13 protein-coding genes are annotated in these 14,344 nt (G+C 67.7%); 6 read left to right on the forward strand and 7 right to left on the reverse strand.

The genetic code is table 11. From position 1 onward, the window contains the following. Positions 1-76: 76 nt before the first annotated feature. From aceA to H9L17_RS10000, 3 genes are all read left to right on the forward strand, one after another. The gene (aceA, locus tag H9L17_RS09990) at positions 77-1,375 is read left to right on the forward strand and encodes an isocitrate lyase (protein WP_187569318.1); all 1,299 of its coding nucleotides are present in this window, start codon (positions 77-79) and stop codon (positions 1,373-1,375) included. A 122-nt stretch (positions 1,376-1,497) separates the two neighbouring features. After that, positions 1,498-2,502, forward strand: coding sequence for a GGDEF domain-containing protein (locus tag H9L17_RS09995; protein ID WP_246455071.1), 1,005 nt, complete (start codon positions 1,498-1,500; stop codon positions 2,500-2,502). 7 nt (positions 2,503-2,509) lie between these two features. Continuing rightward, the gene (locus H9L17_RS10000) at positions 2,510-5,011 is read left to right on the forward strand and encodes a putative peptide modification system cyclase (protein WP_187569320.1); all 2,502 of its coding nucleotides are present in this window, start codon (positions 2,510-2,512) and stop codon (positions 5,009-5,011) included. Positions 5,012-5,070: 59 nt separating this feature from the next. Here the strand turns inward: H9L17_RS10000 and H9L17_RS10005 are convergent, their stop codons facing one another. Beyond that, positions 5,071-5,373 carry an NHLP-related RiPP peptide gene (locus tag H9L17_RS10005; RefSeq protein ID WP_187569321.1) on the reverse strand — a complete coding sequence of 101 codons (303 nt, stop codon included), beginning with the start codon at positions 5,371-5,373 and terminating at the stop codon, positions 5,071-5,073. 104 nt (positions 5,374-5,477) lie between these two features. Between H9L17_RS10005 and H9L17_RS10010 the strand changes: the two genes are divergently transcribed. Beyond that, positions 5,478-6,695, forward strand: coding sequence for a putative peptide maturation dehydrogenase (locus H9L17_RS10010; protein WP_187569322.1), 1,218 nt, complete (start codon positions 5,478-5,480; stop codon positions 6,693-6,695). A 3-nt stretch (positions 6,696-6,698) separates the two neighbouring features. Here H9L17_RS10010 and H9L17_RS10015 read toward each other — a convergent pair whose 3' ends face one another. Continuing rightward, positions 6,699-8,213 (reverse strand): YifB family Mg chelatase-like AAA ATPase, encoded by a 1,515-nt coding sequence (locus H9L17_RS10015; protein ID WP_187569323.1) that lies wholly within the window; start codon positions 8,211-8,213, stop codon positions 6,699-6,701. Between the two features lie 10 nt (positions 8,214-8,223). After that, on the reverse strand, positions 8,224-8,490 hold the full coding sequence (gene ubiK / locus H9L17_RS10020; protein WP_187571933.1) for a ubiquinone biosynthesis accessory factor UbiK: 267 nt from the start codon (positions 8,488-8,490) through the stop codon (positions 8,224-8,226). A 171-nt stretch (positions 8,491-8,661) separates the two neighbouring features. On the opposite strand from ubiK, the gene H9L17_RS10025 reads away from it, so the two are divergent. Next, complete coding sequence (locus H9L17_RS10025) at positions 8,662-9,000, forward strand: P-II family nitrogen regulator (protein WP_187569324.1); 339 nt, start codon at positions 8,662-8,664, stop codon at positions 8,998-9,000. A 123-nt stretch (positions 9,001-9,123) separates the two neighbouring features. Here the strand turns inward: H9L17_RS10025 and speE are convergent, their stop codons facing one another. After that, complete coding sequence (gene speE, locus H9L17_RS10030) at positions 9,124-9,987, reverse strand: polyamine aminopropyltransferase (protein ID WP_187569325.1); 864 nt, start codon at positions 9,985-9,987, stop codon at positions 9,124-9,126. A gap of 176 nt (positions 9,988-10,163) precedes the next feature. On the opposite strand from speE, the gene speA reads away from it, so the two are divergent. Continuing rightward, positions 10,164-12,053: an arginine decarboxylase gene (gene speA, locus H9L17_RS10035; RefSeq protein WP_187569326.1), complete on the forward strand. Its 1,890-nt coding sequence runs from the start codon at positions 10,164-10,166 to the stop codon at positions 12,051-12,053. 145 nt (positions 12,054-12,198) lie between these two features. On the opposite strand, the gene H9L17_RS10040 is transcribed toward speA, so the two are convergent. Genes H9L17_RS10040 through H9L17_RS10050 form a run of 3 tightly spaced genes read right to left on the reverse strand, consistent with a single transcriptional unit; the run spans position 12,199 to position 14,041 of the window. Then, positions 12,199-13,170: a S41 family peptidase gene (locus tag H9L17_RS10040; protein WP_246455217.1), complete on the reverse strand. Its 972-nt coding sequence runs from the start codon at positions 13,168-13,170 to the stop codon at positions 12,199-12,201. After that, positions 13,092-13,538: a S41 family peptidase gene (locus H9L17_RS10045; RefSeq protein ID WP_187572004.1), complete on the reverse strand. Its 447-nt coding sequence runs from the start codon at positions 13,536-13,538 to the stop codon at positions 13,092-13,094. The genes H9L17_RS10040 and H9L17_RS10045 overlap by 79 nt, the downstream gene beginning before the upstream one ends. Continuing rightward, on the reverse strand, positions 13,535-14,041 hold the full coding sequence (locus H9L17_RS10050; RefSeq protein WP_187569327.1) for a MarR family winged helix-turn-helix transcriptional regulator: 507 nt from the start codon (positions 14,039-14,041) through the stop codon (positions 13,535-13,537). The genes H9L17_RS10045 and H9L17_RS10050 overlap by 4 nt, the downstream gene beginning before the upstream one ends. Positions 14,042-14,344 lie beyond the last annotated feature (303 nt).

Genomic DNA, 14,344 nt, shown 5'->3' on the forward strand with positions numbered 1-14,344 from the left:
CCGGCAACCGCTCAACCCCATCCCCACCCAACCCTCCCCTTGAAGGGGAGGGCTTGAAAGCCCGAGGAGCCATGCCATGAAGAACACCCTGCCGACCGCCGAACAACTGAAGCTGGACTGGGCCAACAACCCGCGCTGGGCCGGCGTCACCCGTTCCTACAGCGCCGAGGACGTGGTCCGCCTGCGCGGCACCGTCCAGATCGAACACTCCATCGCCCGCCTCGGCGCGGAGAAGCTGTGGAAGTCGCTGCACCACGAGGATTTCGTCAACGCGCTGGGCGCGCTGACCGGCAACCAGGCCATGCAGCAGGTCAAGGCCGGGCTGAAGGCCATCTACCTGTCCGGCTGGCAGGTCGCCGCCGACGCCAACCTGGCCGGCGAGATGTATCCCGATCAGTCCCTGTACCCGGCCAACTCGGTGCCGCAGGTGGTCAAGCGCATCAACAATACCCTGCTGCGCGCCGACCAGCTCTCGCACGCCGAGGGCGACGACAGCATCGATTACCTGCAGCCCATCGTGGCCGACGCCGAGGCCGGCTTCGGCGGCGTGCTCAACGCCTTCGAACTGATGAAGGCGATGATCGAGGCCGGCGCCGCCGGCGTGCATTTCGAGGATCAGCTGGCCAGCGTGAAGAAGTGCGGCCACATGGGCGGCAAGGTGCTGGTGCCGACCCGCGAAGCCATCGAGAAGCTGACCGCCGCGCGGCTGGCCGCCGACGTGATGGGCGTGCCGACGCTGATCGTCGCGCGCACCGACGCCGAGGCTGCCGACCTGCTGACCTCCGACGTGGACGACAACGACAAGCCGTTCTGTACCGGCGAGCGCACCGTCGAAGGCTTCTACAAGACGCACAAGGGCTTGCAGCAGGCGATCTCGCGCGGCCTCGCCTACGCGCCCTACGCCGACCTGGTCTGGTGCGAAACCGGCAAGCCGGACCTGGAGTTCGCCCGCAGGTTCGCCGAGGCGATCCACGCCAAGTATCCCGGCAAGCTGCTGGCCTACAACTGCTCGCCGTCCTTCAACTGGAAGAAGAACCTGGACGACGCCACCATCGCCAAGTTCCAGAAGGAAATCGCCGCCTACGGCTACAAGTTCCAGTTCATCACCCTGGCCGGCTTCCACTCCTTGAACTACGGCATGTTCGATCTCGCCCACGGCTACGCGCGCCGGCAGATGAGCGCCTTCGTCGAACTGCAGGAAAAGGAGTTCGCCGCCGCCGAACGCGGCTTCACCGCGGTCAAGCACCAGCGCGAGGTGGGCACCGGCTATTTCGACGCCATCACCCAGACCATCCAGGGCGGGCGGAGCTCCACGGTGGCGCTGAAGGGCAGCACCGAGGAAGAGCAGTTCCACGACGCCCGCGCGGCGGCCTGAGCGTCCGTTCCCGCCCGCCGGACCGGCGGGCGGGACGGCCATCGCGCCGACGCCATACTCGTGCGGATGCGATGGTATCCTGCGCCCTTGTCGGTGGGGGCTGGAGCCGCACAGGGGAAAGCGTGGCCGCATTAGCGCATATCGTTGGTGCCCGGGAAGGCGAAGACATCGGTGCGTCCGCGCTGAATGCCGACGAGTACGCGCTGTTCGCGCAGGTGGGCCGCGCGTGCCGGGTCGAAGCCGGGCAGCGCCTGTTCCAGCGCGGCGACAGCGGCACCGCCATGTACGTGGTCGCCAACGGCGCGATCGACCTCGACTTCGGCGACGACCTGGTCGGCAAGCGGCTCGGCTCGCGCGCCTTCTTCGGCGAACTCGGCCTGCTGATCGGCGACCACGCCCGCAGCGCCGACGCCACCGTCGCCGAGGACGCCGAATTGCTGGAGCTCGGGCGCGACGAGTTCGAGGCCCTGGCCCAGCGCGATCCGCACCTGCTGGCGCAGTTCCTGCGCCGCGCGATCATGCGCGTGGTGATGAACGAGCAGGCCCTGATCGGCCGCCTGCGCCGCCGCAACCAGCAATTGCAGGAAGCGCTGGACAACCTGCGCTCCACCACCCATCAGCTCGACCGCACCGAAGCGCTGACCCGCACCGACGAACTCACCGGCCTCACCAACCGGCGCGGCTTCGTGCTGGAGCTGGAGCAGCGCCAGCGCGAGGGCCGCCTGACCGGGCACGTCCTGGTCCTGGTGGACTGCGACCGCTTCAAGTCCATCAACGACACCCACGGCCATCTTACCGGCGACCGCGTCCTGCAGAGCGTGGCCAACCTGCTGCGCGCGGTGGCCGGCGCCGACGACATCGCCTGCCGCCTGGGCGGCGACGAGTTCTGCCTGCTGCTGCGCGGCCACGACCGCGAGGCCGCCGCGCGGATCACCGGCTACATCGCCGACAGCGCGCGCATGCTCGAACGCATGCACAACTGGCCGCCGCAGATGACCTCGCTGAGCATCGGCGCCTGCATGATCGGTGACGAGGGCAACCAGTGGGAATACTGGTACGCGCAGGCCGACGACGCCCTGTACCGCGCCAAGCGGCAGGGCGGCGACTGCGTCGAGTGGCAGGTCTGAGCACCCCGTGCAGGCGTCCGCCGCCCCGCAGATCCGCACCCTGCTGCTCACCGACCTGGTGGATTCCACCCATCTGGTCGAACGGCTGGGCGATGCCGCCGCGGCGGAGCTGTTCCGCGCCCACGACCGCCTCGTGCTGGAACTGCAGCGGCGCTGGCGCGGCCGGCTGATCGACCGCAGCGACGGCCTGCTGCTGATCTTCGAGCGCCCGATCGATGGCCTCGGCTTCGCGCTCGACTACGTGCGCGGCCTGCGCGACCTCGGCCGCGACCTGCAGCTCAAACAGCCCCTGCAGGCGCGCGCCGGCCTGCACGTGGGCGAAGTGCTGGCCTGGGAGAACAGTGCCGACGCGGTGCGGATGGGCGCCAAGCAGCTGGAAGTCGAAGGCCTGGCGAAGCCGCTGGCCGGCCGGCTGATGGCGCTGGCGCGGCCCGGCCAGATCCTGCTGTCGGCCACCGCCGAACCACTGGCCCACCGCGCCGCGCGCGAACTGGGCGAGCGCGGCGAACTGCTGGTGTGGAAGTCCTACGGCCGCTGGCGCTTCAAAGGCATTCCCGAGGCGCAGGAAATCTTCGAGGTCGGCGAACCCGGCCTGGCCCCGCTGCGCATGCCCGCACACACGCCCAAGGCCTGGCGCGACCTGCCGCTGTGGCGGCGCCCGGTGGCGCTGGCCGCGGAAGCCCTGCTGCTGGCCTGCATGACCGCCGGCGCCTGGTTCCTGGCCCAGCCGAAGCCGGCCATCGCCTTCAACGAACGCGACTGGGTAGTGGTCGGCGACCTGCGCAACCTGACCGGCGACCCGCGCCTGGACGATGCGCTTGAGCAGGCGTTCCGCATCGCACTGGAGCAGTCGCGCTACGTCAACGTGCTCAGCGACATGAAGATGCGCGAGACGCTGCAGCGCATGCAGCGCAAGCCGGACGTCGCCGTCGACCGCGCGCTGGGCTCGGAGATCGCCCTGCGCGACGGCGCCCGCGCCCTGCTGCTGCCCACCGTGGCGGAAGTGGGTGGTCGCCTGCGCGTCAGCGCCGAAGTGATCGACCCGCACACCCAGACCACCGTCTACGCCGTCAGCGCCGACGGCAAAGGCATCGACTCCGCCCTCGGCTCCATCGACGAAGTCGCCGACGGCCTGCGCGCCAAGCTGGGCGAAGCGATGCAGAGCGTGCAGAAGACGTCGGTGCCGTTGCCGAACGTGGCGACACCAAGCCTGGATGCGTTGAAGGCGTTTGCAGTGGCGCGCAACGTCACCAGCACCGCTGGCGACCGCGAACAGGCACTGGGCCTGTACCGGCGTGCGCTGCAACTCGACCCGCAGTTCGCGCTGGCGCATGCCGACATGGCGCACCTGCATGCCTCGCTGGGCGAACTCGGACAGGCGCGTGAGGAATGGCGCAAGGCGCTGTCGATTCCGCAGCGCTTGTCGCCCCAAGAGAGGCTGAGCGTAGAATTGATGCTGCTGCAATACGCGAGCGCGCCTGAGGTCTATCAGCGCAAGGCGCAGGAATATCTTGCGCTGTATCCGGACGATTCCAGGATCATCGGCCGGTTCGCCGTCAATTACTGGCATCAGTACAACGATTTCCGTTCGGCGGAGATGCTGGTTCGGCGGCTGTTGAAGCCGCAGTACGAGCGCACCGGAATTTCGCGTTATTCGGTGGGGATCTACTTGCTGGGCCAGGAGAAATACGAAGCGGCGCTGATCGAGTTCCGTCGCGCGCGGGAAGCCGGCTTTCTCGGAGCGGGAGAGTTGTATGCACGGGCCTATGACGCCCGTGGCCTGCATGCGGACGCTGACAGAATCTATTTGGCTACTCCGGCCGGGCGTAGCGGCTGGAGAGACGAAGCCGCCGTCATCACTTGGATGGATCGCGGCCAGCCGTCGCGCGCAGCGGAAGCCGCGGCGGCTTGGGCCAGCAAGGCTGATGGCATCAACGATGTGCAGGAGTCCCTGCGCGCACGCGCAGCCATCGCCAGCTTGGCGACGCTCACCGACCAGGGCGACGCCGATCGCGCATTGCAGGAACTTCTGTCGCGGTTGAATGCGAAGGGCGCGGAAGCCGACGCCATCTATTCGCCGATTTCCATCGAGTTGAGGCTCTATGCCGGCCTGTTGGCCGCCTATCGCAACGATCGGGCGGGCGTGGCCGAAGCGCTACGCAGTACCGAAGGCAGCAGCGTCGTGCGCGACTATCCGACGGTCGCTCAGTTGCATCAGGTCGTGCAGGCCGAACAAGAGCGGTTGTCGGGTCAGCCGCAGTTGGCGTTGGCGCGCCTGAGACCTTTGGTCTCCGAAGACACTGCGCTGGTGGTGGTGCATTGGGCCCTGCTTCGGGCTGCGCAAGCGGCAGGGGATGCGGACGTGGCGCAGGCGCAAACCCGCTGGTTGGCAACGCATCGCGGGCGTGTCTTTGCGGAGAACACCACGGCCGATGTGCTGCGCTTCCTCAATGCCTGGGCATCGCGGCAGGCATCCTCCAGGCTGCAAGAAGGACAGGCGTCCCGCTAGTGGAAAGCTCGCGGCAAGTGATGCCGCGAGCGGGAGGCATGCAGCAATAAGGTTTGGCGTCAGTCCGCGCTGAAATCTTTGGCGCACATGAAGCTGACGGGCACGTTCAGGGCCTTTTCGAGCTTGGCGCGATCGCGTGCGATCTTGGCCTTGGGTGCGATCTTGTCCGTCGGTTTCAGCTGGAGGCAGCCGCCCGCCGGCGTTGCCCCTGCATCGGCCTTGTAGCCGACTTGAGTCAGCGCCGCATGCGCGTCTTTCTTGAAAAGGCGGCGGAACTCGTTGTCGGTGGATAGTTTGTCGAGCAGCTTCTTGGTGACCTTCGGATCCAGCGGCGCCGGCTTGGCGCCTTTTTCAGTAGCCATGGAACTTTTCCCCTGTTTTGGTAAGCGGGTGGAGCAGTAGCGACGCTACCCTTGTCCCCGGTCGGCAGCAAGCGCCAAGATGGCGCTTTGCCATGGATTGATGCATGCGAATCAGGCGCTGTGCGGTGCTCTGGCTGGAGCCGCACGAGGAAACCGGCTTCGATCTGGAGGCCTTGCTTGCGGGCGGAACGGGAGTGACCAGCCGTATGCGGTGGCTCGCGCATGTGCCGACGGCGGATGCGCCGGTCGAAGTGGACATGGAGGATGTCGCTTTGCTGGGAGCGGTCAGTCCGAATGACTGGCTCGCGGCGTCTGCATTGCGGGATCGCCATGGCGCGGGGCGCGTGCGTCGCTTGCTGCGCGCCGGGTTGCTGGTGGGCAGCACGAAGGCGTGGGCGGAGCAGCGCGCGCGTGACGAGGCGCTGCGGGAGCTGCATTGGCATGGCTTGGCCGCGAGCTATCACGCGGGCTCGCGCTGGGAGGGAATCGATGCCGCCGGCGAAGTGGAGGAAGCCGGACTGCATCATGCCGAAGGCCTGCGCCGCGCTTACGGCGTGCCGCCGCCGATGCTGCACGAGCGCGCCGATGGCGGCGCATTCACCGCGCTGCCGCGGGCGCCGCGCAATGCCTTCGATGGCGTGCTCGACGCGCGCGCGAGCTGCCGCAATTTCGATGCCGGAAAGGCGCTGTCGCTGGGGCAACTGGCACAGGTGCTGGAGCGCGCGTTCGGTGAACGCGGACGGGTGCGGGGTGCGGATGACTTCGACGTGCTCAAACGGACCAGTCCGTCAGGCGGTGCGCTGCATCCCGTCGAGTGCTACCTGATCGCGCGCAGGGTCGATGGTCTGGCCGTCGGCCTCTACCACTACCGTCCCGGCGAACACGCGCTGCAGGCGTTGCCGATGGACGGGGCGCAGATATTGGCGGGCGCCGGCAAGCATGCGGCCGCCGCGGGCAAGGACGCGCTCGACTACCTCGCCTGGATCGCGGTCGGCGGCCAGGAATATTTCGCCGATGCGCATGCGCTATGCGTGCTGGCGCCGCGTTTCCGGCGCAACTATTGGAAATATCGCAATCATCCGAAGGCTTACCGGGTGTGCATTCTCGACGTCGGCCATCTGTCGCAGACCCTGCTGCTCAGTGCGACGGAGATGGGGCTGGGCAGCTACGTCACCGCGGCGATCAACGAGGCAGACATTGAGCGCGCCTTTGGTCTGACCCACTGGATTGACGGGCCATTGGCCGTCTGCGGGATTGGGCCGCGCCGTGGCGAGATGGATACCTATGAACTGGATCCAAACCGTAAGGTCTGGCCGCGTTGAGCTTCACGCTGCCGCGCGCTCCCGGCCACGCTCGAGCTTCCGGTAGCCGATCGCCTCGGTCAGATGCGGCGTTTCGATGGCATCGCTGCCGGCCAGATCGGCAATCGTGCGGGCCACGCGCAGGATGCGGTGCAGCGAGCGCGCCGACAGTTGCAGGGCATCTACCGCGCGTTCCAGCAGCGCGGTATCGCTTGCGGTCAGCCGGCAGAACGCATTGGTTTGCGCCTGATCCAGATGCGCATTCGCCGGCCCGCCACGTGCATGCTGGCGCTCGCGAGCTGCCAGCACCCGTTCGCGCACGGATGCGCTGGATTCGCCGGGTGCGCCGTCGGTGCGCAATGCGGTGGGCGGCAGGCGCGGGACTTCGACGTGCAGGTCGATGCGCTCCAGCAGCGGGCCGGAGATGCGCGCGCGGTAGCGGCGGATGGTCTCGTCGCTGCACAGACAGCGTCCCGCCGGGTCTCCGGCCCAACCGCAGGGGCAAGGATTCATCGCAGCCACCAGCTGGAAGCGCGCAGGAAAGTCACAATGTCGTGCTGCGCGCGAGATGCTGACGCTGCCGGATTCCAGCGGTTCGCGCAGCACTTCCAGCGCATGCCTGCTCCATTCGGGCAGTTCGTCGAGAAACAGGACACCGTGGTGGGCCAGCGAAATCTCGCCTGGCCGGGGATCCGCGCCGCCGCCGACCAGCGCCACCGCACTGGCGGTGTGATGGGGAGACCGGAAGGGGCGCTGCCGCCAGCAGGAAAGGTCCAGGCCGCGCCCGCTGGCGGACGCAATGCTGGCGGCTTCCAGCGCCTCGGCTTCGGTGGGTTCCGGCAGGATGCCGCCCAGCCGCGAGGCCAGCAGGGTCTTGCCGCTGCCGGGCGGGCCGACCAGCAGCAGGTGGTGCGCGCCGGCCGCGGCGATCTCCAGCGCGCGCCGCGCCTGCGCCTGCCCGCGGACGTCGGCGAGGTCGGGCGTAACGGCCGGATGGCAGGGCTTCAGCTCGGCCAGCGGCAGCGCCTTGCGCGCGTCCAGCGCGGCGCAGACTTCCAGCAGGGTGCGGGCGGTGCGGATTTCGACCCGCGAGGCCAGCGCGGCTTCCGCGCCGTTGCCGGGCGGGACGATCAGGCTGCGGCCGCTGTCGCCCGCCGCCAGCGCGGCGGCCAGCACGCCGTCGACGGGACGCAGCTCGCCGGTCAGCGCCAGCTCGCCCAGGAATTCGCGGCCTTCCAGCGCCTCGACGGAGAGCTGCCCGCTGGCCGCGAGGATGCCCAGCGCGATGGCGAGGTCGTAGCGGCCGCCGTCCTTGGGCAGGTCGGCCGGGGCGAGGTTGACGGTGATCCGGCGCGCCGGGAACTCGAACTGCGCGCACTGGATCGCCGCGCGCACGCGATCCTTGGCTTCGCGTACCGCCGCTTCCGGCAGGCCGACGATGCTCATCGCCGGCAATCCGCCGGCCAGGTGCACCTCGACCCGGACTTCCGGCGCGCGCACGCCCACCCGCGCACGGCTGTGCACGATCGCGAGGCTCATGGCGGACGCCTCAGTGGCGGGGCGCGTCGTTGCCGGTGGTGGCGTCGGCCAGTTCGGCCAGCTGGCGTTCCAGGGCTTCCAGCTTCTCGCGGGTGCGCGCCAGTACCGCGCGCTGCACGTCGAATTCCTCGCGGGTCACCAGATCCAGCTTGCCCAGGCCGGCCTGCAGCACCGACTTGAAGTTCTGCTGCAGCTCCTCGCGGCCTTCGCGCAGGCCGGGCGGCACCAGGCTGCTGAGGCGGCGGGCGAGTTCGTCGAGTTGGGCCAGGTCGATCATGCGTGCGGATGTCATGGGGGAGTCTCCTGCAAGTGCGGCCAGCATGTGCGGGCGGGCCTGTGGGTGCCATCGGTGCAGGGTGCGCATCCGGGTAGGAAAAATCCGAATTGCCGGTGCAGTATGCCCGCACTGCCCGCGATATGCTCATTGCATCGATCAGGAGGGCCGGGAATGAAAATGGTGATGGCGGTGATCAAGCCGTTCAAGCTGGACGACGTGCGCGAGGCGCTGGCCGAGGTCGGCGTGGCCGGCATCACCGCCACCGAGGTCAAGGGCTTCGGCCGCCAGAAGGGCCATACCGAGCTGTACCGCGGGGCCGAGTACGTGGTCGATTTCCTGCCCAAGATCAAGCTGGAGATCGCGGTCACCGACGACCGCGTGGACGCGGTGACCGAGGCGATCATCAAGGCCGCCGGCACCGGCAAGATCGGCGATGGCAAGCTGTTCGTCTGGGATCTGGAGCAGGTGGTGCGCATCCGCACCGGCGAGCTGGACGGGGACGCGCTGTAGCGTCGCGCCCTCCCTTGCGAAGCAGGGAAGGTTGGGGAGGGGTGCTTTGCGATCCACCGTGTCCGGTGAAAAGCACCCCTCCCCAGCCCTCCCCTTCGCTACGCGAAAGGGAGGGAGTTTCTTTTACGGCTGCGCCAGCGCCAGCGCCTGCGCCACGAACGGCGGCAGCGCCTGCGCGCCCTTGTGCAGGTCGGCGGTGTAGTACAGGGTGTCGAAGCTCTTGGCGCGCGCATCCGCCTCGCGGAAACCGAAATCGGCCCCGGCCGCCTTCTTCGCCATCGTGCAGCTCCACCAGCCGGTGGGATAGCAGGGTTGCGGGAATGGCAGGGTCTGGAAGCTCGCAAAGCCGGCCTTGCCCATCTCCGCGCGCATCGCCTTGATGAGATCGAGCAGCACCAGCGGCGATTCGCTCTGCTGGACGAGGATGCCATCGTCCTTCAGCGCGCGGTGGCAGCTCTCGAAGAACGCCTTGTTGAACAAGCCTTCCGCCGGGCCGACCGGATCGGTGGAATCCACGATCACGATGTCCACGCTGCCGGGTTCGCAGTTCGCCATGTAGGCGATGCCGTCGTCGAACAGCAGCTCGGCGCGCGGATCGTTGTTGGATTCGCACAGCTCGGGGAAATACTTTTCCGCCATGCGCGTGACCTGCTCGTCGATGTCGCACTGGACGGCCTTCTCGACGCCCGGATGGCGCAGCACCTCGCGCAGCGTGCCGCAGTCGCCGCCGCCGATGATGACCACGCGCTTCGGGTTGGCATGGGTGAACAGCGCCGGGTGCGACATCATCTCGTGGTAGAGGAAGTTGTCGCGGGTGGTCAGCATCATCGCGCCGTCGATCAGCATGACGTTGCCCCAGTCGGTCGACTCAAAGATCTCGATCTTCTGGAACGGCGACTGCACCTCGTCCAGCTTGCGGGTGACGCGGAAGCCGATGGACGAGCCGGCCTTGTCGAAATTTTCGTGCAGCCAGGTCGATGCGGTCATGGCAATGGTTCCGGAAACTGTTGCGGGGCGCGGATTGTATCGGATGGGGCCCGGCTCCGATGCGAACGGCGTCCCGGTGGTCAATGGCTGGGCCGAATGGCCTCATGTTCGCCGCCCTCACCGGCAGCGCGCGCCGCAGGCCCTAAAATGCCGGTTCCACACCAGGCATTACCGACATGACCGACTGGTCGCCCGACCTCGCCCGCAAGACCTATTCGATCCCGCACTGGGCGGACGGCTATTTCGACGTCGATGCGCAGGGCCGCATCGTGGTGCGGCCGAAGGGCGCGCAGGGGCCGGCGATCGCGCTGCCGGAGGTCGTCGACGCCTCGCTGGCGCAGGGCGGCAACCTGCCGGTGCTGGTGCGCTTCCCGGACATCCTCGGCGACCGCCTGCACAAGTTGCAGGCCGCGTTCGCGCAGGCGCAGAAGGACTGGGACTACCCCGGCGGCTATACCGCCGTGTATCCGATCAAGGTCAATCAGCACGCCGGCGTGGCCGGGACGCTGGCCTCGCACCACGGCGAGGGCTTCGGGCTGGAAGCCGGCAGCAAGCCGGAGCTGATGGCGGTGCTGGCGCTGTCGCGCCCCGGCGGGCTGATCGTCTGCAACGGCTACAAGGACCGCGAATACATCCGCCTGGCGCTGATCGGCCGCAAGCTGGGTCTGGAAACCTTCATCGTCATCGAGAAGCCCTCCGAGCTGAAGGTGGCGCTGGAGGAAGCCGCTGCGCTGGGCGTGAAGCCGGGCCTGGGCGTGCGCATGCGGCTGGCCTCGCTGGGCGCGGGCAAGTGGCAGAACAGCGGCGGCGACAAGGCCAAGTTCGGCCTCGACCCGCGCCAGCTGCTGACGCTGTGGAAGGAACTGCGCGATTCCGGCATGGGCGACTGCCTCAAGCTGCTGCACTTCCACATGGGCAGCCAGATCAGCAACGTGCGCGACATCGCCGCCGGTATGCGCGAGGCGACGCGCTACTTCATCGAACTTTCGCGCCTCGGCGCGCAGATTAGCCACGTGGACGTCGGCGGCGGCCTCGGCATCGACTACGAAGGCACGCGCTCGCGCTCCTACAACTCGGTCAACTACGGCATCCACCACTACGCCTCCAGCATCGTGCAGCCGCTGGCCGAGGCCTGCCGGAGCGAAGGGCTGACGCCGCCGCGCATCGTCACCGAATGCGGCCGCGCGATGACCGCGCACCACGCGGTGCTGGTGACCAACGTCAGCGAGGTGGAGCAGGCGCCGGAAGGCCGCGTGCCGGAACCGCACTTTGATGAATCCAACCCGGTGCGCCAGCTGCGCGAACTGCACGGCGAGATGGCGCAGCGTCCGGCGGTGGAAGTCTTCCACGAGGCCACGCAGGCGCATGCCGAAGGCCTGAGCCTGTACGCGCTGGGCCAGCTCGACCTGGTGCAGCGGGCGCGCATCGACGACCTGTTCTACGCCATCGCCCACGCGGTGAAGGCGCGCCTGACCTACGACGAGAAGAGCCACCGCGACCTGCTGGACGAACTCAACGAGCGGCTGGTGGACAAGTACTTCGTCAACTTCAGCGTGTTCGAGTCGATGCCGGACGTGTGGGCGATCGACCAGGTGTTCCCGATCGCGCCGATCGAGCGGCTGGACGAGGCGCCGACCCGGCGCGGCATCATCGCCGACCTGACCTGCGACTCCGACGGCAAGATCGACACCTACGTCGAGAACGAGGACCTCGATTCCTCGCTGCCGCTGCACGAACTGCGCAAGGGCGAGAACTACCGGCTCGGTTTCTTCCTGGTCGGCGCGTACCAGGAAATCCTCGGCGACATCCACAACCTGTTCGGCGACACCGACGCCATCGAGGTGCGCTGCGCGGGCGACGGCTATGCCATCGGCCAGCAGCGCCGCGGCGACACCACCGACGTGATGCTGGACTACGTGGGCTACAAGCTGGCCGACCTGCGTCGCGAATATGCGGCCAAGGTCGATGCCGCGCGCCTGCCGGCCGCCGAAAGCGATGCGCTGAAGGCGGCGCTGGAAGCGGGCCTGACCGCCTACACCTATCTCGACGACACGCCGCAGGACTGAACCGAGCAGTTCGGGCGGTTGGCGTTATCCGTTCGGCATCCTGCGGTACGAGGCGGGATGCGGATGGATGCGCGGATGAGGGCTGGCTACGGGCGCGCCAGCCTTGGGTGCCGTCGGAGTGGCACTCGCAAGATTCTGGCGACGATCATTCGAGAGGCGCGGGATCATGCGCTTCCTTTTTGTATCGTCTTGACGTGCCGTTGTCGTTCTCGATGACCAGAGCGGCGATCCTGCCGTTCTCCCGAATGAATCTGAGCCTGAAATAGCCGAAGTCCTCGTTGCCGAACAGGTCGGGCTGGACGGCAAACAGCGCGCTTTTGCTGCCCCTGTTCTCAAGGAACAGCTTTCCGCCATCGAGACTGATCGCAAGCGGGCCGAACGTGCCGGTGAACGAGGGCAGCGTCGCCGGGTCGACGGCGGTCGGATGCATCTTCGCTTCCACCCCGGTCAGGTACCAGCGATAGCGATCCCGTTCTTTGGGACGAGAGGCCGCGAGTTTTTCGAGCGCCTTCGCGTGGGCCGCCATCAGGGCGTCCTTGGCGGGGACGGCGATGTCGGGTTCGACGCCGACGCCCTCCCAGTTCGTCCCGGTGACGGGATCAATCGGCGCGGTAGTGGGCATGTGGGCGTAGAACCGGTCGCTGACGACCATCCCGGTCCACATGTTCGCGCCGCCGCCGGTGGTTTCGCCGACGACTGTCGCCTTCTTGCGGTTCTGCAGCGAATAGGCGAACCCTTCCGAGGCCGAGAACGAGAAGTTGCTGGTCAGCAGATACAGGTCCCTGTGCGGCGTGCGGACGCCGGGGACGTAGGGAAGCGTCCGGTATTGGGTGAGCGCCCGCCCGTTCTTTTCCCGGGCATGGAGGTCGAACAGCGGCACGGATTCGGCATCGAAGAAATAGCTGGAGAGGAACTGCGCCATCGCCGAATCCCCGCCATGATTCCTGCGCAGGTCGATGATCAGCGCATCCGCGTTGGCCACGAGCGCCATGGCCGCCGCCGCGGTATCGGCGGCGTATTCGAGATCCTCGAAACCCGTCAGGTCGATGTAGCCGATGTTGCCGTCGAGGATGCGCGCGTCCGCAAACCCGAAGTTGTCCCGGCGCGCGTCCGCCAGGCGTTCTTCGGGGGCTGGTCTTCGTCCTGCGTGCCCTTCCGGTCTTCGGCGACCTGTTGCGGGTCGAAGGCCACCCGGAAATGCTTGTCCGCGGTGGCCGCCACCACGTCCGCGGTCAGCCGGTCCCCGAATTCGGCCGGATCGACGATGGCGTCGTATGCGCCGCTGGCGAGGTTGCTCGCCAGGCGTTTGGCGGCTTTTTCGCCGATGTCGGGAAAGACGTAGCTTTCGGTCAGCAGCTTGCCGAGCGAGGCGGTGACCTGCTGCTTCTCGGCCCGGGAAAGAGCCGGCGCCGGATCGCGGGCCAGGGCCGCATGCGTGGCCGCGAACAGCAGTGCGACCAGAAGATGACGGATGGATCCTTTCACGTGCGCTTGCCCCTTTTGCGTTGATGGCGGGCGTGGATGGGTGAGGATTCGGCTTCGTCCTGCCCTCGCGACGAAAACGGAGCGCGATCCAGCGCCGCGTGCGCTTCCACGAGCAGCGCCGACAAGGACGCGGACAGTTCCGCATCGAAGGCGCTGGCCGCGCGGCGGGTGACTTCCCATTCCCGGCGGAGCGTCGGAAGCGCTGCATCCAGCTGCGCGGTCGGCGTGACGATGCGGGCGCGCTTGTCGCTTCCCTCGGAATAGGCGATCCAGCCTTTCTTGTGCATCTGGGCCACGGTCTGGCTGGCCGCCGAATGGGGGATGCCGGTGTGGTTCGCGATGGAGGTGATGGACGCGGGGCCCAACTCCTGCAATGCGCGTACGACCGGTGTGTAACGGGGCCGGTAGTCCAGCCCGTGGGCCTGGTAGCGCAATTCGACATCGTGATCGAGCCGCTCGATGAGCGTCCGCAGCAGGCTTCCGAGGGTGGTCGTCTTGCTCATTCCGCAAATATAACAGTGCTGTTATAAATTTCAACGCACTTCGAATCCGGGTGCGGCAGGCGTGGCGGTGCGGGCAGCCGCGGCTTGCGTCTGGCGATCGGCGACGATGCCCTGCATCGCATGGCAGGCGTGCACCGGCCGCGCTTGTCACGCTTATCATGCGCACCCGCCTTGCCGGCACGCCCGCGTTCCACTGCATCACGAATGCGTCGCCGATATGCCGCAGGCGTTTCGCCGCCACCCGTTCGCCGCACCGTCCACCGGTTCGCCGCAGCCGCATCGACAGCGGCGCGGGCGGCGGCG

This window comes from Thermomonas brevis (assembly GCF_014395425.1).
In the GTDB taxonomy this organism is placed as follows: domain Bacteria; phylum Pseudomonadota; class Gammaproteobacteria; order Xanthomonadales; family Xanthomonadaceae; genus Thermomonas; species Thermomonas brevis.